We start from the raw sequence: 22,460 nt of genomic DNA, 5'->3' as shown, positions 1-22,460 counted from the left end.
CGGCCGCGGGGTCGGTTCCGAGGCCGGTCCGAGCATTCCGGGTGACGTGAGAGACTGGTCTAGACAACCACGAGAACCTGAAGGGCATCACCATGGCAGAGCGCCGCGTCAACGTCGGGTGGGCCGAGGGCCTGCACGCTCGTCCCGCCTCGATCTTCGTCCGCGCGACGACCGCTTCCGGCGTCCCCGTGACCATCGCGAAGGCGGGCGGCGACCCCGTCAACGCCGCTTCCATGCTGGCAGTCCTGGGCCTGGGCGCCCAGGGCGGCGAGGAGATCGTCCTCGCGTCCGAGGCCGACGGCGCGGAGGTCGCGCTGGACCGCCTCGCGAAGCTGGTCGCGGAGGGCCTGGAGGAGCTCCCCGAGACGGTCTGATCCCTTCGTCTCCATCCGAAGCCGCGGTCCCGCCGTTCCGGGGGCCGCGGCTTCGTGCCGTTCCGGGGGCCGCGGCTTCGTGCCGTTCCGGCGGCCCGGCCAGCACCTGCGCGGAGCGGCCCCGGCCCCGGCCCCGGCCCCGGCCCCGGCCCCGACCCCGGCGAATAACCGCTCCGCCGGAAATACGTATCGATGGCATCCGCGCAGCCGGAATTGGCCGGAACGCACCGGCGCGGCCGAAAGGGAATTCCACGGCGGATCCCTTTTCTACGCACCCGGTGTTAATTCCGGCCCCCTGCCGTGTTTACGGCGCGTTGCAAAGTCCTCGCCTTCGGCCGGAACGCGCCCGACGCCCGCTCCGCATGCAGCGCGGCCAGCGCGCGGGCCCGTTCCGCGTCCCCCCGCGCGACCGCGTCCACGAGCGCCCCGTGCTCCGCCCAGGAGTCCACCGGCCGCACCGGCGCCCCCACGTCGTACATCCAGGCGATCTTGCGCCGGGTCTGCGTCACCAGCGCGATCAGCCCGGGGCTGCCGGACGCCTGGGACAGGGTTTCGTGGAACCAGCTCCCCAGCGCCCGCAGATCCTCCCCCTGCGCCCTCCTGGCCCGCTCCTGACCCAGCCGCACCAGCCCCCGCAGCACCTTCAGGTGCGCCTCGGTGCGCCGCCGGGCCGCGCGGGAGGCGGCCAGCGGCTCCAGGAGCATCCGCAGCTCCAGCAGATCGGCCGCCTCCTGCTCGCTCGGCTCCGCGACGCAGGCCCCCGCGTGCCGCCGCGTGGTGACGAACCCCTCGGACTCCAGCGTGCGCAGCGCCTCGCGCACCGGCACGCGCGAGACCCCGTACCGGCGGGCCAGCACCTCCTCGGTCAGCCGGCCGCCCGGCCCGAAGAAACCGGAGACGATGTCGTCACGAATGGCTGTGCACACCGCGTGCGCCGGAATACGCAAGGCCGGACCTCCGCTGGGTTTCGTTCCGATCGAACGTGCTGCGACTGCGACTCTATTGCAACACGTGAGGATTTCCGAGAAAGCCCGGAAATCGGGAACGATTAAGCGCGCGGAACGGCGGAACCGGCGGAACCGGCGGAACCGGCGGAACAAAGAAGGCCCCGGCTCGGGGAGCCGGGGCCTTCTTCGAAGAGGGGCGGGGTCAGATACCGACACCGTGCTGGCGCAGGTAGGCCAGGGGGTTGATGTCCGTGCCGTACGTGGCGCCGGTGCGGGCCTCGAAGTGCAGGTGCGGGCCGCTGGAGTTGCCGGTGGAGCCCGACAGGCCGATCTGCTGGCCCGCTGAGACCGTCTGGCCGACCGAGACGCTCAGCGAGTCCATGTGCCCGTACTGGGTGTAGGTGCCGTCGTTGTGGCGGATCACGACGTTGTTGCCGTAGGCGCCGCCCCAGCCGGCCTCGACGATGGTGCCCGCGCCCACCGCGTGGACGACGGTGCCCTCGTCGGCGTGGAAGTCGATGCCGGTGTGGCTGCCGGAGGACCACATGCCGCCGCCCGCGCCGTACTGGGTGCTGACGTAGGAGCCGGTGATCGGGGCCACGAAGGTGTTGAGGCGCTTGCGGGCCTCTTCCTCGGCGGCCTTCTCGGCAGCCTCGCGCTCGGACTTCTCCTTGGCCTCGGCGGTGCGCTTCGCCTCGGCGGCGCGCGTCTTGGCGTCGGCCTCGGCCTGCGCCTGGGCCGCGACGGCCTCGGCGGCGCTCTGCTGGGTCTCGGCCTGGGTCTCGATGTCGTCCTGGAGGCCGTCGGCGACGACGACGGCGTTCAGCGCGCCGGTGTCCTCGAGGGACGGGCCGCCGTGGGAGTCGGCGGCGAAGGCCGGGGCCGCCAGGGTGCCCACCACGCCCGTGGTGGCGAGGGCGGCTATGCCGGCGTAACCGGCGGTCTTGCGGCTCAGACGGCTCGAACCACGGTGCTTACCGGAACCGGCTGCACGACTGCCAAACGCCATGGCGGGGGTGATCCTTTCCTTCCCTCTCGCCTACCGGGTTAGCTGACGGGTTCGGAGCAGGAAGGTCTCCTACGGGCCCCCTCTGACGAGGCGGTCCGATTCACCCCAGGGACTGATGTGGGTCCCCGGCTCCCCAGGCTCGCGCCTGACGGGGACTCGGCGATCGCTGCCCGGTGCCGCGGGTGCGGCTGGCACAAGTGACGGACAGCACGCCTGACGCTAGGCGGATCATCAGTCAATCGCCAAACAGACGCGCGGATTTGTTGCGTACGCCACACCGCATACCTGAAACCACACCATCAAACGGACAAAGGGGGCCCGGTGGATGCTCCACCGGGCCCCCTCGAAAACAGGCCGACCGCCGGTCATTTGCCGGTCGGCCTCCGGTCAGTTGGCGACGACCGTGACCTCACCGATGCCGAGGGCCAGGACCGGCTCCTCGATCTGCGCCGCGTCGCCCACGAGGATCGTGACCAGCCGGTCCACCGGGAAGGCGCTGACGACCGCCGAAGTGGCCTCCGCCGTACCGGTTTCGGCCAGCCGCGCGTACAGCCGCGCCTGGTAGTCGTCCGGCAGCTCCTGCTCGACCTGGTCGGCCAGGGTCCCGGCGACCGAGGCGGCCGTCTCGAACTTCAGCGGGGCCACGCCCACCAGGTTCTGCACCGCCACGTCCCGCTCGGCGTCCGTCAGGCCCTCGGCGGCGAGGGTGCGCAGCACCTGCCACAGGTCCTCCAGCGCCGGACCGGTGTTGGGGGTGTCCACCGAGCCGCTGATGGCGAGCATCGAGGCGCCCTTGCCGTCGGCCGTGGAGCGCAGCACCTGGCCGAAGGCGCGCACGCCGTACGTGTAGCCCTTCTCCTCGCGCAGCACCTTGTCCAGGCGGGAGGTCAGGGTGCCGCCGAGGCAGTACGTGCCCAGGACCTGCGGCGCCCAGACGATGTCGTGCCGGTCCGGGCCGATCCGGCCGATCAGCAGCTGCGTCTGGACCGCGCCGGGCCGGTCCACGATGATCACGCGGCCCGTGTCGTCGGCCGTCACCGGCGGCACCGGCCGGGGCGCGGCGGTGCCGCCCGTCCAGGCGCCCAGGGTGTCGGCGAGGACGGCGTCCAGGTCGGTGCCGGTCAGGTCGCCGACGACCACCGCGGTGGTGGTGGAGGGGCGCACGTGGGCCTCGTAGAAGGCGCGGACGGCAGCGGCGTCGATCCGCGCGACCGTCTCCTCGGTGCCCTGGCGCGGGCGGGACATGCGCAGCGTGGCCGGGAAGAGCTCCTTGGAGAGCTCCTTGGCGGCGCGGCGCTGCGGGTTGGCCTGCTCGTGCGGGATCTCGTCCAGCCGGTTGCGCACCAGCCGGGCGACCTCGCCGTCGTCGAAGGCCGGCGCGCGCAGCGCCTCGGCGAGCAGCCCGAGCGCCTTGGGCAGGCGGGAGGCCGGGACCTCCAGGGAGACGCGCAGACCGGGGTGGTCGGCATGGGCGTCGAGGGTGGCGCCGCAGCGCTCCAGCTCGGCCGCGAACTCCTCGGCGGAGTGCTTGTCGGTGCCCTCCGACAGGGCACGGGCCATGATCGTGGCCACCCCGTCGAGGCCGTCGGGCTCGGCGTCGAGCGGGGCCGCGATGTTGACCTCGACCGCGACGACCCGCTGGCCGGGGCGGTGGCAGCGCAGCAGGGTCAGGCCGTTGCCGAGGGTGGAGCGCTCGGGGGCGGGGAAGGCCCACGGCGTGGGCTCGCCGGCCTGGGGCTGCGGGTGGAAGTCCATCGTGACGGCTGCGGTGTCGCTCACTGCTCCGCCCCCTCGTTCTCGTCGCTCTCGTCGTTCTCTTCGGCGCCGGTCAGCGGCTCGTAGACCAGGACCGCGCGGTTGTCGGGGCGCAGCCGGGCGGCGGCCACGGCCTGCACCTCCTCGGCGGTGACGTCCAGGACGCGCTGGACGGCCGTCAGCGCCAGCTGCGGGTCGCCGAACAGCACCGCGAAGCGGCACAGTTCGTCGGCGCGGCCGGCGACGGTGCCCAGCCGGTCCAGCCATTCGCGCTCGAGCTGCGCCTGGGCGCGCTCCATCTCGTCGGCCGTGGGGCCCTCGGCGGCGAACCGGGCGAGCTCCTCGTCCACGGCCGCCTCGATGGCGGGCACCTCGACGCCGCTGGAGGTCTTGACGTCCAGCCAGCCCATGGAGGGCGCGCCGGCCAGGCGCAGCAGGCCGAAGCCGGCCGCGACGGCGCTCTGGTCGCGGCGGACCAGGCGGTTGTGCAGGCGCGACGACTCCCCGCCGCCGAGGATCGTCAGCGCCACGTCGGCGGCGTCGCACTCACGGGTGCCGTCGTGCGGGAGGCGGTAGGCGGCCATCAGCGCACGGGCCGGGACCTCCTCCACGATCTCCTCGCGGAGCTGCCCGCCCATGGTCTCGGGCAGGGTGCCGTCGCGGGGCGGCTGCTTGCCGTCGTGCGCCGGGATGCTGCCGAAGTACTTCTCGACCCAGGCGAGGATGCGCTCGGGGTCGATGTCGCCCACGACCGACAGGACGGCGTTGTTGGGCGCGTAGTACGTGCGGAAGAAGGTCCGGGCGTCCTCGAGGGAGGCGGCGTCCAGGTCGGCCATGGAGCCGATCGGGGTGTGGTGGTACGGGTGGCCGTCGGGGTAGCAGAGGGCCGTCAGCCGCTCGAAGGCCGTACCGTACGGGACGTTGTCGTAGCGCTGGCGGCGCTCGTTCTTGACGACGTCGCGCTGGTTCTCCATGGACTCCTCGTCCAGGGCGGCGAGCAGCGAGCCCATGCGGTCCGCCTCCAGCCACAGGGCGAGCTCCAGCTGGTGGGCCGGCATCGTCTCGAAGTAGTTGGTGCGCTCGAAGCTCGTGGTGCCGTTCAGCGAGCCTCCGGCACCCTGGACGAGCTCGAAGTGCCCGTTGCCCGGTACGCTCGCCGAGCCCTGGAACATCAGGTGCTCGAAGAGGTGAGCCAGACCGGTCCGCCCCTTGACTTCGTGCCGGGAGCCGACGTCGTACCAGAGGCAGACGGCGGCGACCGGGGTGAGGTGGTCCTCGGACAGCACCACGCGCAGGCCGTTGGCCAGCCGGTGCTCGGTCGCTGTCAGGCCGCCGGAGCCGGCCTGAGCTGTGGCCGTGTGACCCATGGGCATGTGGTCCCTTCGATCGCGATGCAGAGATTCCCTATCGACCTGCCACTGTATGCAAGCGCGCAGGTGCACGGAGAAGTTCCCATCCCTCACTCCCCCGAGGACTCTCCCCCAGCTACCGCTGGGAGGGGGCCCCCATCCAGGGGGTACCCCAGGGTCGGAGTCGGCGTTGTCGGTGGTTCGGGCCACAATGGTCGGCGGCGACCCCGTCGCACACCCCCGCCCGCACACCCCCCGATCTTGGTTAGGAGCGCCGCAGCGATGGCCCGCCGCAGCACGAAGACCCCGCCGCCGGAGGATTTCGAGGAGAAGATCCTCGACATCGACGTCGTCGACGAAATGCAGGGCTCCTTCCTCGAGTACGCGTACTCGGTGATCTACTCCCGGGCCCTGCCGGACGCCAGGGACGGCATGAAGCCCGTGCACCGGCGCATCGTCTACCAGATGAACGAAATGGGCCTGCGCCCCGACCGCGGGTACGTGAAGTGCGCCCGCGTCGTCGGCGAGGTCATGGGCAAGCTCCACCCGCACGGAGACCAGTCGATCTACGACGCCCTCGTGCGCATGGCCCAGCCCTTCTCGATGCGGCTGCCGCTGGTCGACGGCCACGGCAACTTCGGCTCGCTCGGCAACGACGACCCGCCGGCCGCGATGCGCTACACCGAGTGCAAGATGGCCGACGCCACGTCGCTGATGACGGAGTCGATCGACGAGGACACCGTCGACTTCGCCGCCAACTACGACGGCCAGGAGCGCGAGCCCGTCACCCTCCCCGCCGCCTACCCGAACCTGCTGGTCAACGGCACGTCCGGGATCGCGGTCGGCATGGCCACCAACATGCCCCCGCACAACCTGGGCGAGGTCGTCGCGGCCGCCCGCCACCTGATCCGGTACCCGGACGCGGACCTGGAGGCGCTGATGCGCTTCGTGCCGGGTCCCGACCTGCCCACCGGCGGGCGCATCGTGGGCCTCTCCGGCATCAAGGACGCCTACGAGAACGGCCGCGGCACGTTCAGAATCCGCGCCACGGTGTCCGTGGAGGACGTGACGCCGCGCCGCAAGGGCCTGGTCGTCACCGAACTGCCCTTCACGGTCGGCCCCGAGAAGGTCATCGCGAAGATCAAGGACCTGGTCGGCTCGAAGAAGCTCCAGGGCATCGCCGACGTCAAGGACCTCACCGACCGCGCGCACGGCCTGCGCCTGGTCATCGAGATCAAGAACGGCTTCCACCCGGAGGCCGTGCTGGAGCAGCTGTACAAGCTGACGCCGATGGAGGAGTCCTTCGGCATCAACAACGTCGCGCTGGTCGACGGGCAGCCGCTGACGCTGGGCCTCAAGGAGCTGCTGGAGGTCTACCTCGACCACCGCTTCGAGGTCGTGCGCCGGCGCAGCGAGTTCCGCCGCGGCAAGCGGCGCGACCGGCTGCACCTGGTCGAGGGCCTGCTGGTGGCCCTGGTCGACATCGACGAGGCCATCCGCCTGATCCGCGACAGCGACAACTCGGCGCAGGCCAAGGAGCGCCTGATGGAGCGCTTCTCGCTGAGCGAGGTCCAGACCCAGTACATCCTGGACACCCCGCTGCGCCGGCTCACCCGCTTCGACCGGATCGAGCTGGAGTCCGAGCGCGACCGGCTGACCGGCGAGATCGAGGAGCTGACCCGGATCCTGGACTCGGACGCCGAGCTGCGCAAGCTGGTCTCCTCGGAACTGGCCGCGGTCGCCAAGAAGTTCGGCACCCCGCGGCGTACGGTGCTGCTGGAGTCGGCGGGCACGGCTGTGGCCGCGGTGCCGCTGGAGGTCGCGGACGACCCCTGCCGGGTGCTGCTGTCGTCCACGGGCCTGCTGGCCCGTACGGCCAACGCCGATCCGCTGCCGATCGACGAGGGCTCCGCCCGCGCCAAGCACGACCTGGTCGTCTCGCAGGTGGCGGCGACCGCCCGGGCCGACGTGGGCGTGGTGACCTCGTACGGCCGCCTGCTGCGGCTCTCGGTGATCGACCTGCCGCAGCTGCCGGACACGCACGCCGCACCGAGCCTGGCGGGCGGGGCCCCGGTCTCGGAGTTCGTCTCCGGGCTGGAGGCCGACGAGACGGTGGTCTGCCTGACCTCGCTGGACGAGTCCTCGCAGGGCCTGGCCCTGGGCACCGAGCAGGGCGTGGTCAAGCGGGTCGTGCCGGACTACCCGGCGAACAAGGACGAGCTGGAGGTCATCACCCTCAAGGAGGGCGACCGGATCGTCGGCGCGGTCGAACTGCGCACGGGTGAGGAGGACCTGGTCTTCATCACCGACGACGCGCAGCTGCTGCGCTACCCGGCCGGGCAGGTGCGCCCCCAGGGCCGCCCGGCGGGCGGTATGGCGGGCATCAAGCTCTCCGGGAACGCCAAGGTGATCCACTTCTCGGCGGTCGACCCGGCCCGGGACGCCCAGGTGTTCACGGTGGCGGGCGCGCAGGGGACGCTCGACGGCGCCCCGGCCTCGGGCAAGCTGACCCCGTTCGACCAGTACCCGCGCAAGGGCCGCGCGACCGGCGGCGTGCGCTGCCAGCGGTTCCTCAAGGGCGAGGACCTGCTGGTGCTGGCCTGGGCGGGCAACGCCCCGGCCCGCGCGGCCGCCGCGAACGGCGACCCGGCCGCGCTCCCGGCCCCGGACCCGCGCCGCGACGGCTCGGGCGCGGCACTCCCGGCCGTGGTCGCGGTGCTGGCGGGGGCGGCACTGTAGGACCGTACGGCGGCGTTCGGGTGGTGCGACCCTGGGGACGTACCACCCGAATGCCGACTAGTGTTTTCCTTCCTGGCGTTGGTGGGGGGAGTACACAGCTGATGAGTCGTCGGGCGGGCGGAGTGATCGGGGACTGGGCCGAGGCCCAGCGTCGGCAGCAGCAGACACAGCTGATCCAGCAGCGGGAGGCCGAGCGCCGCGAGCGTGCCTACGAGCGGGACGCGAACCGCAGCCACCGGCAGTACCGCGAGGCCGAGGCCGCGCGCCGCACCGCCGAGATCGACGCCGAGGTGGAGGCCCTCAAGCGACTGCTGGTCGCGGGGTGCGGGGCGCCGGCGTTCCGGATGTCCTCCCTGGTGCGGCCCGAACGGCTGGAGCCCTTCGACCCCGGGGCGCTCGGGCAGCCCGTGCCGATGCCCCGCATCGAGGAGTTCCGGCAGCAGGGCAGCGGCTGGCCGCCCGGCTCGCACCAGCGGGCACAGGCGGAGCGGGAGGCGCACGACCGGTACACCGCCGCCTGGCAGGCGGCGAACGCCGCGGAGGCGCAGCGACGGCAGCAGCTGGCGGCGTACCGCCTGCAGTACGACCGGTGGGCCGAGGAGCAGCTCGCCGGCACGCGTGCCCACAACAGCGGCCTGGCCGCCCTGGCGGATGCCCTGCGCGCGGGCGGCGCCGACGCCGTGGTGGAGTACTTCTCGGCCGCTCTGTACGCCTCGACGGCCTGGCCCGAGGCACTGCCCCGCCAGGTGTCGGCCGCCTACGACCCGGCAGCCCGACAGCTGGTGCTGGACTGGGAACTGCCCGGGTTCGCGGTGGTGCCGGAGGCCAGGTCGGTGCAGTACCTGCCGAGCACGGACCAGGACAGGATCAGGCCCCGTCCCGTCACGGAACGCCGCGCCCTGTACCGGGACCTGCTGGCGCAGTGCATGCTGCTGGTGGTGCGGGAGCTGTACGCGGCGGACGAGTTCGGCGTCCTGGACTCGGTCGTCGTCAACGGGTTCGTGGACTGCCACGACCCCGCCACCGGGCAGGAGGCGAGGTTCGTCCTGTCCACCGTGCCGGCGGGGCGGAGCGCCTTCGCCGGGCTGCGGCTGGAGCAGGTCAGCGCGGTGGACTGCCTGGTGTCGGGGCTGGGCGGGCAGTTGTCGGCGCGCCCCGACCAGCTGACGGAGGTACGTCCGGGGCGTCGGCCCGACGAGGTCGGTGACGTCGTCAGCCATGGGGGGCACACCGGAGGCGACGAGGACGAGCCGGACCTCTTCACCATGGATCCGATCGTCTTCGAGAACCTGGTCGCCGAGCTGTTCCGGGCGATGGGCATGGAGGCGGTGACGACGCAGCGGTCGGGTGACGGCGGGGTGGACGTCGAGGCGCTGGACCCGGCCCCGATCCGGGGCGGGCGGATCGTGGTGCAGGTCAAGCGCTACCGCAACACCGTGCCGCCGACGGCGGTACGGGACCTGTACGGCACGGTCCAGGACAAGGGGGCGAACAAGGGGGTGCTGGTCACCACCGCGTCCTTCGGGCCCGGTTCGTACACCTTCGCCAACGGCAAGCCGCTGGAGTTGGTTCCCGGTGCCGAGCTGGTGGAACTGCTGCACCAGTACGGGCTCCGCGGACGCCTCGGCCCCGGCACTTCCGGCGGGCGCCCGGCCCCCGGGGCGTCCGCGCCGGCCTCCCCGGCGCCGACCCTCGTCGACACGCCGCTGGCCGCCGACTCCGCCGACTGTGCCGACCACAACGTGCTGGGCATGTACTGGTCGGGGGCGGTGGCGCTCGACGTGTGCGCGCTGGTCTGCACGGGCAGCCGGGTGCTGAGCGAGGAGCACTTCGTGTTCTTCAACAACCCCCGCACCCCGGGCGGCTCGGTTCGCGCCCGCCCGCACTCCGCTCCGGACAAGGCCGCCGTCGAAGTGGCCTTCGACGCGCTGCCCGCGCGGGCCGACCGCCTGGTGCTGGTGGCCGCCGTGGACCCGGAGGTCAACCCGGACGCGGACCTGGCGGGCTTCACCGACGCCCACATCCGGCTGCTGGACGGGGCGGGCGGGGAGCTGGGCCGCCTGGAGGTGTCCGACGGCCGCGCCGGTGAGACGGCCCTGGTGCTGGGCTCGTTCCGGCGCCGGGCGAACGGCGACTGGGACTTCGTGATCGGCGGCAAGGGCTACCGCGACGGGCTGGAGGCCCTGCTGGGCGACTTCGGCGTCGAGGTCGCCTAGCTAGTCCTCTTCCGCAGGTGCGTCCCGCGGCGGCCCGGGTACGTAGCGCAGTACGCCCCACATGCTGTCCGGGAGGCCCCGCCCGGGGTCCGCTTCCCGGCAGGCCTCCAGTCCGTGCCGCAGGGCCGGGCCGTCGACGCCCTTGCCGATCAGGACGAGCCGGGTGCCGCGCGGCTCTCCCCGGCCCCAGGGGCCGGGGTCGAAGCGCAGGAAGCGGCCGACCGCGTGGACCTCGTACCGCTCCTGGTGGCCGGGGACTCCGAACCAGACGAAGCCCTTGATCCGGTAGAGCCCGGCGGGGCGGCGGTCGAGGAAGTCGATGAACCGGCGCGGGGAGAGGGCCTGGTCGGTGGCGAAGGAGACGCTCTCGTAGGCCGCGTGGGCGTGTGCGCCGTGGTCCTCGTCCCCGTGTGCGTGCTCCCCGGCCTCCGCCAGCAGGTCCTCGAAGGAGAGCTGGCCCCGGGTCTCGGTCCAGGGGCGGCGGTCGAAGAGCAGTTCCGGGTCGATCCGCCCGTGGTCGGCGCCGACCAGCGGGGTGCCGGGGGCGGCGAGCGCGGCGAGTTCCGCCTCGATGCGGGCCCGTTCGGCGGCGTCGACCCGGTCGGTCTTGTTGAGTACGACCAGGTCGGCGACGGCCAGGTGGCGGTCGGTCTCCGGGTGCGCGGCCCGGGTCGCGTCGAACTCGGCGGCGTCGACGACCTGGACGAGGCCGCCGTAGCGGACGGCCGGGTTCTCGTTGGCCATCAGCATCCGGACCATCTCCTGGGGTTCGGCGAGCCCGCTGGCCTCGATGACGATGACGTCGATCCGGTGGACGGGCGCGGCGAGCTTCTCCAGGTACGCGTCCAGCTCGCTGCCGTCGACGGCGCAGCACAGGCAGCCGCCGCCGAGGGAGACCATCGAGTCGCCGACCTGGCCGGCCACCGACATCGCGTCGATCTCGATCGAGCCGAAGTCGTTGACGACGACCCCGATACGGGTGCCCCCGCGGTGGGCGAGGAGGTGGTTGAGGACCGTGGTCTTGCCGGAGCCGAGGAATCCGGAGAGGACGACGACGGGGATGGGCTGGACGCTGTTCACCCGGACGATCGTAGTCAGCCCAGCGGGGGCACGGGCTGGGGCGGGGTGGGGCCGGTGTAGCGCGCGGCGGGTCGGATGATCTTCGAGTCGGCGGCCTGCTCCAGGACGTTCGCGCTCCAGCCGACCACGCGGGCCGCGCAGAAGGTCGGGGTGAACATCTCGCGCGGCAGCCCGCACAGCTCCATGACCACGCCCGCGTAGAACTCCACGTTGGTGTGCAGCTCCCGGCCCGGCTTGAGCTCGGCGAGGATCTCCTCCACCTGACGCTCGACCTCCACGGCGAACTCCACGAGCGGCCCGCCGAACTCCCGGGCGATGTCCCGCAGCATCCGCGAGCGCGGGTCCTCGGTGCGGTAGACGGGGTGCCCGAAGCCCATGATCCGGTCTCCGGCGAGGACCCGCTCCCGGATCCAGGGTCCGATGCGGTCGGCCGTGCCGATGGCGTCCAGGGTGTCCAGGGCCCGGCTGGGCGCTCCGCCGTGCAGCGGTCCGGAGAGGGCGCCGATCGCGCCGGTGAGGCAGGCCGCGACGTCGGCGCCGGTGGAGGCGATGACACGGGCGGTGAAGGTGGAGGCGTTGAAGCCGTGGTCGATGGTGGAGATCAGGTACCGCTCGACGGCTCGGGCCTTGACCGGGTCGGGCTCCTCGCCGGTGAGCATCCACAGGTAGTTGACGGCGTACGGGAGGTCGTCGCGCGGCTCGACCGGCTCCAGGCCCTGTCCGAGCCGGTGCAGGGCGGTGAGCAGGGTCGGTACGGCGGCGCAGGCGGCGAGCGCGTCGGCGGCCCGGCGGCCGGGGTCGAGGTCGTAGACGGGGCGGAAGCCGGCGCAGGCGCCGAGGAGCGAGAGCGCGGTGCGCAGTCCGGCGAGGGGTCCGGAGAGGGCGGTGGCCCGGGCGAGGGCGGGGAGGGCGTCGCGGACCTGGGCGGGGAGGTGGCGCAGCGGGGCGATCTCGGCGGTGAAGGCGGCCCGCTCGGCGGGGCGGACGGGGAGGGCGCCGCGGAACATCAGGTGCCAGACGTCCTCGAAGGTGCGGGACGCGGCCAGTTCCACGGCCGAGTACTGGCGGTAGTGGTAGAAGCCTTCGCGGCCGCGGACGTCACCGAGCCCGGTCTCGGTGACCACGACCCCCGCGAGACCGCGGGGTACTTCGACGGTGGTGTTCATGGAGCGACCATCCATCTTTGATTGGATCCATGTCAATATTGACTGAATCAACATATGTAGCCTGGCCATCATGAAAGACCACCGGCACGACGCCTCCTTCGACGCCCCCGCGGAGGGCCTCCCCCGCCGGATCACCACGCAGGAGGCGGCCCGGCTCCTCGGGGTGAAGCCGGCGACCGTGTACGCCTACGTCAGCCGGGGCCAGCTCGGCAGCCGCCGTGACGCGGGCGGGCGGGGCAGCACCTTCGACGCCGCCGAGGTGGAGGCACTGGCCCGGCGCAGCCGCCGCGAGGCGGCGGGGCCCGCCGCCCCGGAGCCGGCCGTGCGCACGGCGCTCACCCTCATCGAGCCCGGGGCGGACCGGTACTGGTTCCGCGGAGTCGACGCCGTGGAACTGGCCTCCCGGTACTCCTACGAGGAGGTCGCCGAGTGGCTCTGGACCGGGACCCTGGCGCGCGGAGCCCGGTTCACCGCTCCCCCGGAGCCGCTCGCCGCCGCCCGGCGCGCGGTGGCCGCGCTGCCCGAGCACAGCGGGCCCCTGGACCTGCTGCGGGTCGCGGTGGCCGCCGCCGCGGTCGCGGACCCGCTGCGCTTCGACCTGTCCGGGGCGGCCGTCCTCGGTTCGGCGCGCTGCCTGGTCCCCACGCTGGTCGGCGCCCTGCCCGAGGTGTCCCCGGAGGACCCGGGCGACGGGCGGCTCGCCCGGCGGCTGTGGTCCCGGCTGACCGCGCAGGAACCCGAGCCGGCGGCGGTGGACGCGCTGGACCTGGCGCTGGGCCTGCTGGTCGACCACGACCTGGCCGCCTCCACCCTGGCCGTGCGGGTCGCGGCCTCGGCGCGGGCCCACCCCTACGCCGCGGTCTCCGCGGGGCTCGGCGCGCTCGAAGGCCCCCTGCACGGGGCGGCGGGACGGCTCGCGCACCGGATGCTGGCGGAGGTGCTGGAGCAGGGCGGGGCCGCGCCGGTGGTGGCGGAGTACCTGCGGGCGGGCCGGCGGCTGCCGGGGTTCGGCCACCGTCTGTACCGGGGCGAGGACCCCCGGGCGCGGGCGCTGTCCGGGCGGCTGGAGGGGCTCCCCCGCGCGGGCGCCGCCCTGGGCGCGGCGCGGGAGGTGGCGGGGGTGATGGCCCGCCACGGCCTGCACCCGAACGTGGACCTGGCGCTGGCGGCGCTGACGCTGTCCTGCGGGATGGCCGCCGAGGCCGGGGAGACCGTGTTCGCGGTGGCCCGTACGGCGGGCTGGATCGCGCACGCGCTCGAGGAGTACCAGGAGCGTCCGCTGCGGATGCGCCCGAGCGGCCGGTACACGGGCCCCCGGCCGCCCCGCCCGGTCCCCTGACGCTCAGCTCCCCCCCGGGGCGGCGCCACCGTCCCCCGATCTCACGCGCCCGGCCCGGTGGGCGGCGGCCTCCGCCTCCCGGCCCGGCAGGGCGGCCGGTTCGCCGAGGGTGCGGGCACCGGGGCGGACGGCCACGGTGAACCCGGAGGAGACCGGCGGGGCGTCCCGGGCCCCGCCGCAGCCCGAGCGCCCCGCGCAGCAGCGCGTGGGCGGTGACCGGCTCGCCCGCCAGCCGCGCGCGGGCCTCGCCGAGCAGCCGCTCGAACCACCAGGCGTCGACCGCCTCCCCGGCGAGCCTCGGCGCGTACCCGGACGGCGAACTCACCAGCAGCCGCGCCGGGGTGCGCGAGGCGCGCCCCGGTTCGAGGAGGCGGCCGTCGGTGGCGAGGCCGACGGTGTCGCCGAGGGAGTATCCGCCGGCCTCGGCGGTGCCCCGGTCGAGGGCCACCTCGCCCGCGGTGCGCGGGGCGCGGCCGGCGGTCAGCGGATGGCGGCCGTCCGTGCCGTCGGGGCCGGGGACGTAGGCAGCGGCCAGCTTCCCCATCGTGTTGCCGGCGTGCAGCGGGCTGCCGTCCTTGGCGGAGAGGGTGGCCGAGCCGTCGACGGCCGGCCGGGCCGACGCCGGGGACGGCCGCCAGCCTGGCCACGAGCGCGTCGTCGAGGACGGACTCGCGCTGGTCGGCGGGGGCGCCGAGAGGGTACGTGGGGTCCACGGTGACCGCGGTCCCGTCGAGGTTCCGTGCCAGGGAGGCGCGGTAGGCGGCGGTGGTGGAGTCGGCGAAGACGAGCGAGCCGGAGATGAAGGGCGATCAGCGTCGTCCCCTCGGAGACATGGCGATCGTCCTGGCCGCCGGAGGCCCGGCCGGCATGGTGTACGGGGTCCACGGCGCGGCGACGGCCCTGGCCGCCGCCCTGCTGCTGCGCGAACGTCCGGCCCGGCCCGTCGCCTCCCCTTCAGCCTCCGCGGCCCCCGCCGGCCGCACCGTCTGAGAGCGAGCCCCCGGCGCCCGGACCACGGTCACGCTGGGTGACTGTCCGGGCAGGCCTGAGCGACGGACATTCCGCTTCGGCGCCCGCCGACCTACGGTTACTGGTCATGCGGTTCCTCCCCCCGCGCTCGCGCCGTCTCGGGCTGCCCCGACGCGCCGTCTCGCAGATCCTCTTCACCCAGCTGGCCATTGCCGCCGGGGTCCTCGTCCTGGCCACCGGGCTCTTCCTGGCACCCCTGAGCCACCAGCTGGACGACCAGGCGATGCGGCGCGCGCTGGCCATCGCCCAGAGCGCGGCGGCGGACCCCTCCCTGGCGGCCGACCTCCTGCGCTCGCGGCCCACGGCCGACAGCCCCGTCCAGGCCGCCGCCGAGCGGATCCGCAGCGCGACCGGCGCCGAGTACGTCGTCGTCCTCGACCTGAAGGGGATCCGCCGCTCCCACCCCAGCCCCGACCGCATCGGACGGCCCGTCTCCACCGACCCCGGCGACGTGCTCGCCGGACACGAGGTGATGGAGATCGACCGGGGCACCCTGGGCCGCTCCGCCCGCGGCAAGGTACCCCTCGTCGCCGCCGACGGGGAGATCGTCGGGGCCGTCTCCGTCGGCATCGCCTACGACAGCGTGCGCGACCGGCTCCTCGGCGCCATCCCCGGCCTCCTCGCCTACGCCGGCGGCGCCCTGGCCGCCGGGGCGCTCGCCGCCTACCTCCTTTCCCGTCGCATCCAACGGCAGACCCGGGACCTGGCCTTCTCCGACATCGCCGGCCTCCTCGCGGAACGCGAGGCGATGCTGCACTCCATCCGCGAGGGCGTGATCGCCCTCGACCGCGACGACCGGGTACGCCTCGTCAACGATGAGGCGGCCCGGCTGCTGGGCCTCGACCAGGACCGCGCGGACACCCTGGCCGGCCGGCCCCTGGACGAGGTCCTCGGCGCGGGCCGCACCAGCGACGTCCTCGCCGGCCGCGTCACCGGCCGCGACCTGCTGACCGTCCAGGGTCCGCGTGTCCTGGTCGCCAACCGCATGCCCACCGCCGACGGCGGCGCCGTGGCCACGCTGCGCGACCGCACCGAACTGGAGCACCTGAGCCGTGAGCTCGCTTCCACCAAGGGCCTGATCGACGCCCTGCGCGCCCAGGACCACGAGCACGCCAACCGCCTCCACACCCTCCTCGGCCTCCTCGAACTGGGCCTGCACGAGGAAGCCGCCGGGTTCGTGACCGAGGTCGTGGGCGTCCACCGGACCACGGCCGAGCAGGTCACCGAGAAGGTCCACGACCCCCTGCTGGCAGCGCTGCTGGTGGGCAAGGCCACCGTCGCAGCCGAGCGCGGCGTCCCGCTGCGCCTCGCGCCCAAGTCCCTCCTCCCCGACCGCCTGGTGGATCCCGGCGGCCTCGTCACGATCCTCGGCAACCTCATCGACAACGCCCTGGACGCGGCGGCCGGCTCCACCGCTCCCCTCGTCGAGGTCGACATCCGCGCGCAGGGGCGCTCGGCCGTCCTGCGGGTGCGCGACAGCGGCCCCGGGATCCCCGCCGGACGCCGCGAGGAGATCTTCACGGAGGGCTGGTCGACCAAGCAGCCCGCCGCCCACCGCGAGCGCGGGCTGGGCCTCGCCCTGGTACGCCGCCTCGCGGAGCGGCAGGGCGGCAGCGCCCGGGCCGGTGAAGCAGAGGACGGAGGGGCGGAGTTCTCCGTCGTACTTCCGGAGGCCCTGCGGTGAACGAGTCCCCGATCCACGTATTGGTCGTCGACGACGACATGCGTGTTGCCCGTATCAACGCGGCGTACGTGGCGAAGGTTCCCGGGTTCCAGGTCGCGGGCCGGGCCCATTCGGCCGCCGAGGCAGTGGAGTTCCTCACGGCCCGCCCGGTGGACCTCGTACTCCTCGACCACTACCTCCCCGACGGGACCGGCCTCGACCTGGTGCGGCGCCTGCGCGAGCCGGGCCGGCACACCGACGTGATCATGGTCACCGCCGCCCGGGACCTGGCCACCGTCCAGGCGGCCATGCGACTCGGCGCCCTCCAGTACCTGGTCAAGCCGTTCACCTTCGCCGGCCTGCGCGCCAGGCTGGAGGCCTACGCGGCCCTGCGCCGCTCCCTGTCCGGCGGCGGAGAGGCCGAACAGGCCGAGGTGGACCGGATCTTCGGGGCCCTCGCCGCGGCCGGCACCCCCAATGACCTCCCCAAGGGGCACTCCCCCACCACCGCGGACCTGGTCCGCCGGGTGCTGCGCACGGCCGAGGGCCCCCTGTCCACCCAGCAGATCGCCGACCGGGCCGGCATCAGCCGCCAGACCGCCCAGCGCTACCTGAAGCTCCTTGACCGCGCCGGCCGCGTCTCCCTGGCCCTGCGCTACGGCGAGACCGGCCGCCCGGAACACCGCTACGCCTGGCTCCCGTCGGCCGGGGCCTGAACCGCCGCCCCGCGGACCTCACACCGCGCCGGCCCCTGTGAGGGAACGGACCTCCGTCTGGGCGTACTTGCGCTCGTCCGGCTCCTCCGCGGAGGTGACCGTGCCCAGCCAGCCCGCAAGGAAGCCGAGCGGGACCGACACGATCCCGGGGTTCTGCAGCGGGAAGTACTGGAAGTCCAGCTCGGGGAAGAGGGATCCGGGACTCCCGGACACCACCGGCGACAGGACCACGAGCACCAGAGCCGGGAGCAGCCCGCCGTACACCGACCACACGGCCCCCCGGGTCGTGAAGCTCCGCCAGAAAAGCGAGTACAGCAGCACTGGCAGGTTCGCCGAGGCCGCCACGGCGAAGGCCAGCCCCACCAGGAACGCCACGTTCATGTTCTGGGCGAGCAGCCCGAGGGCGATGGCCACCGCCCCGATGCCCACGGCCGCGGTCCGGGCCACGGCCACCTCGCCGCGCTGCCGGGCCCGCCGCCGCCCGAGGGAGGCGTACAGGTCGTGCGCGACGGAGGCCGACGAGGCCAGGGTGATGCCGGCGACCACCGCGAGGATCGTCGCGAAGGCGATGGCGGCCACAAGCGCGAACAGCACCGCGCCACCGGTGGATTCGGCGCCCCCACCGAGCATGCCGGCCAGGAGCGGGACGGCCGTGTTCCCGGAGGCGCTGGACGCCCGCACCGCGTCAGGCCCGACCAGCGCGGCCGCCCCGAAGCCGAGCACGATCGTCATCAGGTAGAAGCCCCCGATCAGCCCGATCGCCCACACCGCTGACCGGCGGGCGGCCCGCGCGGTCGGCACGGTGTAGAAGCGCGACAGGATGTGGGGCAGCCCCGCCGTGCCCAGGACCAGGGCCAGACCCAGGCTCATGAAGTCGATCCGCGCCGTCCAGCCCCCGCCGTATCGCAGGCCGGGGCTCAGGAACCGGGCCCCGTGCCCGCTGCGTTCGGCGGCGGACGCGAGGAGCTGGTCGAGGTTCCCATGGAAGCGCAACAGGACCAGCACGGTCAGGGCGATCGCCCCGCCGATCAGCAGGACGGCCTTGACGATCTGGATCCAGGTGGTGGCCCGCATCCCGCCGAAGGCAACGTAGACCACCATCAGCGCGCCGACCCCGATCACCGTCAGGGTCCGGGCCCCGGGGCCGGCGTCCGACAGGAGCAGACCCACCAGGCTGCCCGCGCCGACCATCTGCGCGACCAGGTAGAGGACCGAGACCACCACCGAGGAGGTCCCGGCGGCGATCCGCACGGGCCGTTCGCTCATCCGGGCGACGACGACGTCGGCGAGGGTGAAGCGACCGCAGTTGCGGACCAGTTCGGCGACCAGGAACAGCACCATCAGCCAGGCGACGAGAAATCCGATCAGGTACAGCAGGCCGTCGTAGCCGAAGAGCGAGATCAGTCCGGAGACCCCGAGGAAGGAGGCGGCGGACATGTAGTCGCCGGCGATGGCGAAACCGTTCTCCATCGGGGAGAACAGTCGCCCGCCCGCGTAGAACTCCTCCGCCGAGCCGTGCCTCCTGCGGCTGACCCAGGTGGTGATGCCCAGGGTGACCGCGATGAACAGGCTGAACAGGATCAGCGCGAGCGTCTGGTGTTCGGAGGTCACCGGCCCTCCCCCCGCCCCGCACCGGTGCGCTCCTGGCCGCGTTCCCGTTCGAAGACGGTCCAGCGCAGGTCGAGCGCGGCGCCGTCCCGTCGCAGCCGGGCGTGCCGGGAGTAGGCCCAGGTCAGCAGGAAGGTACTGAGGAACTGGCCGAGACCCGCCAGCAGGGCCACGTTGAACGAGCCCACCACGGGCCGGGCCATCAGCCCGGGCGCGGCGGTGGCCGCGATCACGTAGGCGACGTACCAGACGAGGAAGCCGGCGGTCGCGGGCACGACGAACCTTCGGTACCGGCCGCGGACCTCCTGGAAGGCGGCACTGCGCTGCACCTCCAGGTAGATGTCGGACGCGCTCGGGGCGCTCCGGTCCGCCGTGGGCCGATACGGCGGCGGGGCCTCCGAGCCCTTGCCCCAGCCCCCGGCTGGGGCGTCGTACCAGGGGTCGTCAAACCGGACCGTTCCGGCTTCACGACCTTCGTGCTTGTCCACCGAACTCTCCTTGTCCGCCGCCGCATCGGCGGCGTGCTCACAAGGATGTGCCGGATGGTCGCTTTCCGGACTGGCGTCCTGGCGCTCTTCACTCCATCAGGTGAGGGAGCGAAGAGCGCCGGGCGCCGGATCAGGCGTCGATGCGCGAGCGGTCCAGGGTCGCGGCCGAGCTGGTGATGAACTCCTTGCGGGGGGCGACCTCGTTGCCCATGAGGAGGTCGAAGACCTGCTCGGCCGCTTCCAGATCGCCGATGTTGATCCGCCGCAGGGTGCGGTGGCGGGGGTCCATCGTGGTCTCCGCGAGCTGGTCCGCGTCCATCTCGCCGAGGCCCTTGTAGCGCTGGATGGCGTCCTTGTACCGGACGTTCTTGCGCTGGAACTCCAGCAGGGTCTGACGCAGTTCGCTGTCCGAGTACGTGTAGACGTACTTGTCCTGGCCCCGCTTGGGCTGGACCAGCTCGATCCGGTGCAGCGGCGGGACGGCCGCGAAGACCCGGCCCGCCTCGACCATCGGCCGCATGTACCGCTGGAACAGGGTCAGCAGCAGGGTGCGGATGTGGGAGCCGTCGACGTCGGCGTCGGTCATCATGATGACCTTCCCGTACCGGGCGGCGTCGATGTCGAAGGTGCGGCCGGAGCCGGCTCCTATGACCTGGATGATCGCACCGCACTCGGCGTTCTTGAGCATGTCCGAGACCGAGGACTTCTGGACGTTGAGGATCTTGCCGCGGATCGGCAGCAGCGCCTGGAACTCGGAATTCCGGGCGAGCTTGGCCGTACCGAGGGCCGAGTCCCCCTCGACGATGAAGAGCTCGCTGCGGTCCACGTCGTCGCTGCGGCAGTCGGCCAGCTTGGCCGGCAGGGAGGAGGACTCCAGCGCGGTCTTCCGGCGCTGCGCCTCCTTGTGCTGGCGGGCCGCGATCCTGGTCCGGGCAGCCGCGACGATCTTCTCCATCACGGCGCGGGCCTGCTGCTTGTCGTCGCGCCGGGTCGAGGTCAGGAAGGCCTTGAGTTCCTTGGCCACGACGGCCGCGACGATCCGGGTGGCCGCGGAGGTGCCGAGCACCTCCTTCGTCTGGCCCTCGAACTGGGGCTCGGCGAGGCGGACGGTGACGACCGCCGTCATGCCCTCCATGGCGTCGTCCTTGACGACGTCGTCCTCGGCGACGCGCAGCAGCTTCGCGGAGCGCAGCACCTCGTTCACGGTCTTGGTGACGGACCGCTCGAATCCGGCCACGTGGGTGCCGCCCTTGGGGGTGGCGATGATGTTCACGAAGGACTTGACGCCGGTCTCGTAGCCCGTGCCCCAGCGCAGGGCGATGTCCACGCCCAGCTCCCGGGTGACCTCGGTGGGGGTCATGTGGCCGCGGTCGTCGAGGACCGGGACGGTCTCCTTGAAGGTGCCCGTACCGGTCAGGCGCAGCACGTCGCAGACGGCCTTGTCCTGGGCGAGGTAGTCGCAGAACTCGCTGATGCCGCCGTCGTAGCGGAAGGTCTCCTCGGTCTTGCCGGCGCCGTCGACGGCACGCTCGTCGCGCACGACGATGGTCAGGCCGGGCACGAGGAAGGCGGTCTGGCGGGCGCGCTGGTAGAGCGTCTCCAGCGAGAGGCGGGCGTCCTTCAGGAAGATCTGGCGGTCGGCCCAGTAACGGATCCGGGTGCCGGTCTTGCCCTTGGCGATCCGCTTGATCTTGCGCAGGCCTCCGGCCGGGTCGAACGGGCTGTCGGCGCCCTGCTCGGTGAAGAGCCCGGGCACGCCTCGCCGGAAGCTGATGGCGTGCGTGGAGCTGCCGCGGTCGACCTCGACGTCGAGGCGGGCCGACAGGGCGTTGACCACGGAGGCGCCGACGCCGTGGAGGCCGCCGGAGGCCGCGTAGGAGCCGCCGCCGAACTTGCCGCCGGCGTGCAGCTTGGTCATGACGACCTCGACGCCGGACAGGCCGGTCTTGGGCTCGACGTCGACCGGGATGCCGCGGCCGTTGTCACGGACCTCGACCGAGGCGTCCTCGTGGAGGATGACCTCGATGTGGTCGCAGTAGCCGCCCAGGGCCTCGTCGACGGAATTGTCGATGATCTCCCAGAGGCAGTGCATCAGGCCTCGGCTGTCGGTGGAGCCGATATACATGCCAGGGCGCTTGCGGACGGCCTCGAGGCCTTCGAGGACGAGCAGGTGCCGCGCGGTGTAGTTGGAACCGTCCCGGTCTGCTCCGGACAGCAGCGCGCTGGAAGGCACGGACGTGTCGGCGGTCACGCAGTTCGCTCCTCGCTGAATTTCTTTTCTGGCCCACTGGGGCGCAGGGGTGGCTCGGTTGCCGGTCGAAGGGTACCGAGGCCTGGTAGAGCCGATGCAACGCCACCCTCGCGCGTTCCACAGCCTAGTGCAGATCCGCACGGATGTTCGATCCCCCGTGAGGGTGAAGCAAACATCACGTTCCCTTCCAGGCATGAACCATTTAGGGTTCGGGCACGTCCTCATGCACAACCGGCACTCACGCCGGGGAGGACGAGAACTGCTACAAGCGAACGACTGACAACGCGAAACCGTAAAGCAACGCAATACGGCTCCTTCGCCGCCAACCGGCAGCAGCCGGCCAGCTTCGGAAGGAAGTTTCGAGGAAAAGCCGCGAGCGGGAACGTTTTCGGCCTGGTTGGATGTTGACCCTGGTACGACAGCTCGTCGAGCTAGAGAAGAGGCGACGTGACTACTGTTCTGACACCCGCGACCCCGCTGACGGCCGCTGACCGATGCGACCGTTGCGGCGCCCAGGCATATCTGCGCGTCGTCCTCCTGAGCGGTGGTGAACTGCTCTTCTGCGCCCACCACGGGCGTAAGTTCGAGCCGGAACTCAAGAAGATCGCCGCGGAAATACAGGATGAGACTGAGCGGCTGACGTCCGCTCCGGCCGCCCACGCAGCCGACCACGAGGACCGCTGACACAAGGCCTGACCTCGCATCCGACGAGCCAGGACCGGCAAGGCCGG

At 72.8% G+C, this 22,460-nt stretch carries 17 protein-coding genes and 1 riboswitch; of the genes, 8 read left to right on the top strand and 9 right to left on the bottom strand.

The features are described 5' to 3' along the window. Positions 1-92: 92 nt before the first annotated feature. On the top strand, positions 93-374 hold the full coding sequence (locus ACFY15_RS19835; RefSeq protein WP_328928048.1) for an HPr family phosphocarrier protein: 282 nt from the start codon (positions 93-95) through the stop codon (positions 372-374). 281 nt (positions 375-655) lie between these two features. On the opposite strand, the gene ACFY15_RS19830 is transcribed toward ACFY15_RS19835, so the two are convergent. The 4 genes from ACFY15_RS19830 to ACFY15_RS19815 form a co-directional block, all read right to left on the bottom strand. Next, the gene (locus ACFY15_RS19830; RefSeq protein ID WP_390825835.1) at positions 656-1,321 is read right to left on the bottom strand and encodes a GntR family transcriptional regulator; all 666 of its coding nucleotides are present in this window, start codon (positions 1,319-1,321) and stop codon (positions 656-658) included. 202 nt (positions 1,322-1,523) lie between these two features. After that, positions 1,524-2,330, bottom strand: coding sequence for a M23 family metallopeptidase (locus tag ACFY15_RS19825; RefSeq protein ID WP_390825834.1), 807 nt, complete (start codon positions 2,328-2,330; stop codon positions 1,524-1,526). A gap of 12 nt (positions 2,331-2,342) precedes the next feature. Continuing rightward, a riboswitch (cyclic di-AMP (ydaO/yuaA leader) is annotated at positions 2,343-2,502 on the bottom strand. A gap of 215 nt (positions 2,503-2,717) precedes the next feature. After that, positions 2,718-4,085 carry a M16 family metallopeptidase gene (locus ACFY15_RS19820; RefSeq protein WP_390690224.1) on the bottom strand — a complete coding sequence of 456 codons (1,368 nt, stop codon included), beginning with the start codon at positions 4,083-4,085 and terminating at the stop codon, positions 2,718-2,720. Positions 4,086-4,105: 20 nt separating this feature from the next. After that, entirely contained in the window at positions 4,106-5,452 is a 1,347-nt protein-coding gene (locus ACFY15_RS19815) for a M16 family metallopeptidase (protein WP_390690204.1), read from the bottom strand. A 264-nt stretch (positions 5,453-5,716) separates the two neighbouring features. Here ACFY15_RS19815 and ACFY15_RS19810 point away from each other — a divergent pair, with 264 nt between their 5' ends. Together ACFY15_RS19810 and ACFY15_RS19805 are read left to right on the top strand one after the other, a co-directional pair. Further along, positions 5,717-8,173: a DNA topoisomerase (ATP-hydrolyzing) subunit A gene (locus tag ACFY15_RS19810; RefSeq protein ID WP_390690203.1), complete on the top strand. Its 2,457-nt coding sequence runs from the start codon at positions 5,717-5,719 to the stop codon at positions 8,171-8,173. A 101-nt stretch (positions 8,174-8,274) separates the two neighbouring features. Further along, entirely contained in the window at positions 8,275-10,389 is a 2,115-nt protein-coding gene (locus tag ACFY15_RS19805; RefSeq protein ID WP_390825833.1) for a restriction endonuclease, read from the top strand. Here the strand turns inward: ACFY15_RS19805 and ACFY15_RS19800 are convergent, their stop codons facing one another. Then, positions 10,390-11,469: a CobW family GTP-binding protein gene (locus ACFY15_RS19800; protein ID WP_390690201.1), complete on the bottom strand. Its 1,080-nt coding sequence runs from the start codon at positions 11,467-11,469 to the stop codon at positions 10,390-10,392. 14 nt (positions 11,470-11,483) lie between these two features. Further along, on the bottom strand, positions 11,484-12,650 hold the full coding sequence (locus ACFY15_RS19795; RefSeq protein WP_390690200.1) for a citrate synthase/methylcitrate synthase: 1,167 nt from the start codon (positions 12,648-12,650) through the stop codon (positions 11,484-11,486). 55 nt (positions 12,651-12,705) lie between these two features. Between ACFY15_RS19795 and ACFY15_RS19790 the strand changes: the two genes are divergently transcribed. The 4 genes from ACFY15_RS19790 (at position 12,706) to ACFY15_RS19775 (ending at position 17,382) form a co-directional block, all read left to right on the top strand. After that, positions 12,706-13,974: a citrate synthase gene (locus tag ACFY15_RS19790; RefSeq protein WP_390690199.1), complete on the top strand. Its 1,269-nt coding sequence runs from the start codon at positions 12,706-12,708 to the stop codon at positions 13,972-13,974. Positions 13,975-14,805: 831 nt separating this feature from the next. After that, positions 14,806-14,964: a hypothetical protein gene (locus tag ACFY15_RS19785; RefSeq protein ID WP_390690198.1), complete on the top strand. Its 159-nt coding sequence runs from the start codon at positions 14,806-14,808 to the stop codon at positions 14,962-14,964. Between the two features lie 106 nt (positions 14,965-15,070). Next, positions 15,071-16,687, top strand: a complete 1,617-nt coding sequence (locus tag ACFY15_RS19780; RefSeq protein WP_390690197.1) for an ATP-binding protein — start codon at positions 15,071-15,073, stop codon at positions 16,685-16,687. Continuing rightward, positions 16,684-17,382 carry a response regulator gene (locus ACFY15_RS19775; RefSeq protein WP_390690196.1) on the top strand — a complete coding sequence of 233 codons (699 nt, stop codon included), beginning with the start codon at positions 16,684-16,686 and terminating at the stop codon, positions 17,380-17,382. Before ACFY15_RS19780 ends, ACFY15_RS19775 begins: the two co-directional genes overlap by 4 nt. Before the next feature lie 18 nt (positions 17,383-17,400). On the opposite strand, the gene ACFY15_RS19770 is transcribed toward ACFY15_RS19775, so the two are convergent. The 3 genes from ACFY15_RS19770 to ACFY15_RS19760 all read right to left on the bottom strand — a co-directional run bounded on the left by ACFY15_RS19770 (position 17,401) and on the right by ACFY15_RS19760 (position 21,729). Beyond that, on the bottom strand, positions 17,401-18,993 hold the full coding sequence (locus tag ACFY15_RS19770) for a cation acetate symporter (protein ID WP_390690195.1): 1,593 nt from the start codon (positions 18,991-18,993) through the stop codon (positions 17,401-17,403). Then, positions 18,990-19,478, bottom strand: coding sequence for a DUF485 domain-containing protein (locus tag ACFY15_RS19765; RefSeq protein ID WP_390690194.1), 489 nt, complete (start codon positions 19,476-19,478; stop codon positions 18,990-18,992). The genes ACFY15_RS19770 and ACFY15_RS19765 overlap by 4 nt, the downstream gene beginning before the upstream one ends. A gap of 130 nt (positions 19,479-19,608) precedes the next feature. Beyond that, a complete protein-coding gene (locus tag ACFY15_RS19760) occupies positions 19,609-21,729 on the bottom strand; it encodes a type IIA DNA topoisomerase subunit B (protein ID WP_390690193.1) in 2,121 nt (706 codons plus the stop codon). A gap of 447 nt (positions 21,730-22,176) precedes the next feature. Between ACFY15_RS19760 and ACFY15_RS19755 the strand changes: the two genes are divergently transcribed. Beyond that, positions 22,177-22,413, top strand: a complete 237-nt coding sequence (locus ACFY15_RS19755; RefSeq protein ID WP_042813742.1) for a hypothetical protein — start codon at positions 22,177-22,179, stop codon at positions 22,411-22,413. The last annotated feature ends 47 nt before the right edge of the window (positions 22,414-22,460 follow it).

The organism is Streptomyces sp. NPDC001373, assembly GCF_042895815.1.
Classification (GTDB): Bacteria; Actinomycetota; Actinomycetes; order Streptomycetales; family Streptomycetaceae; genus Streptomyces.
This window is presented reverse-complemented; position numbering and strand designations above follow the sequence as displayed.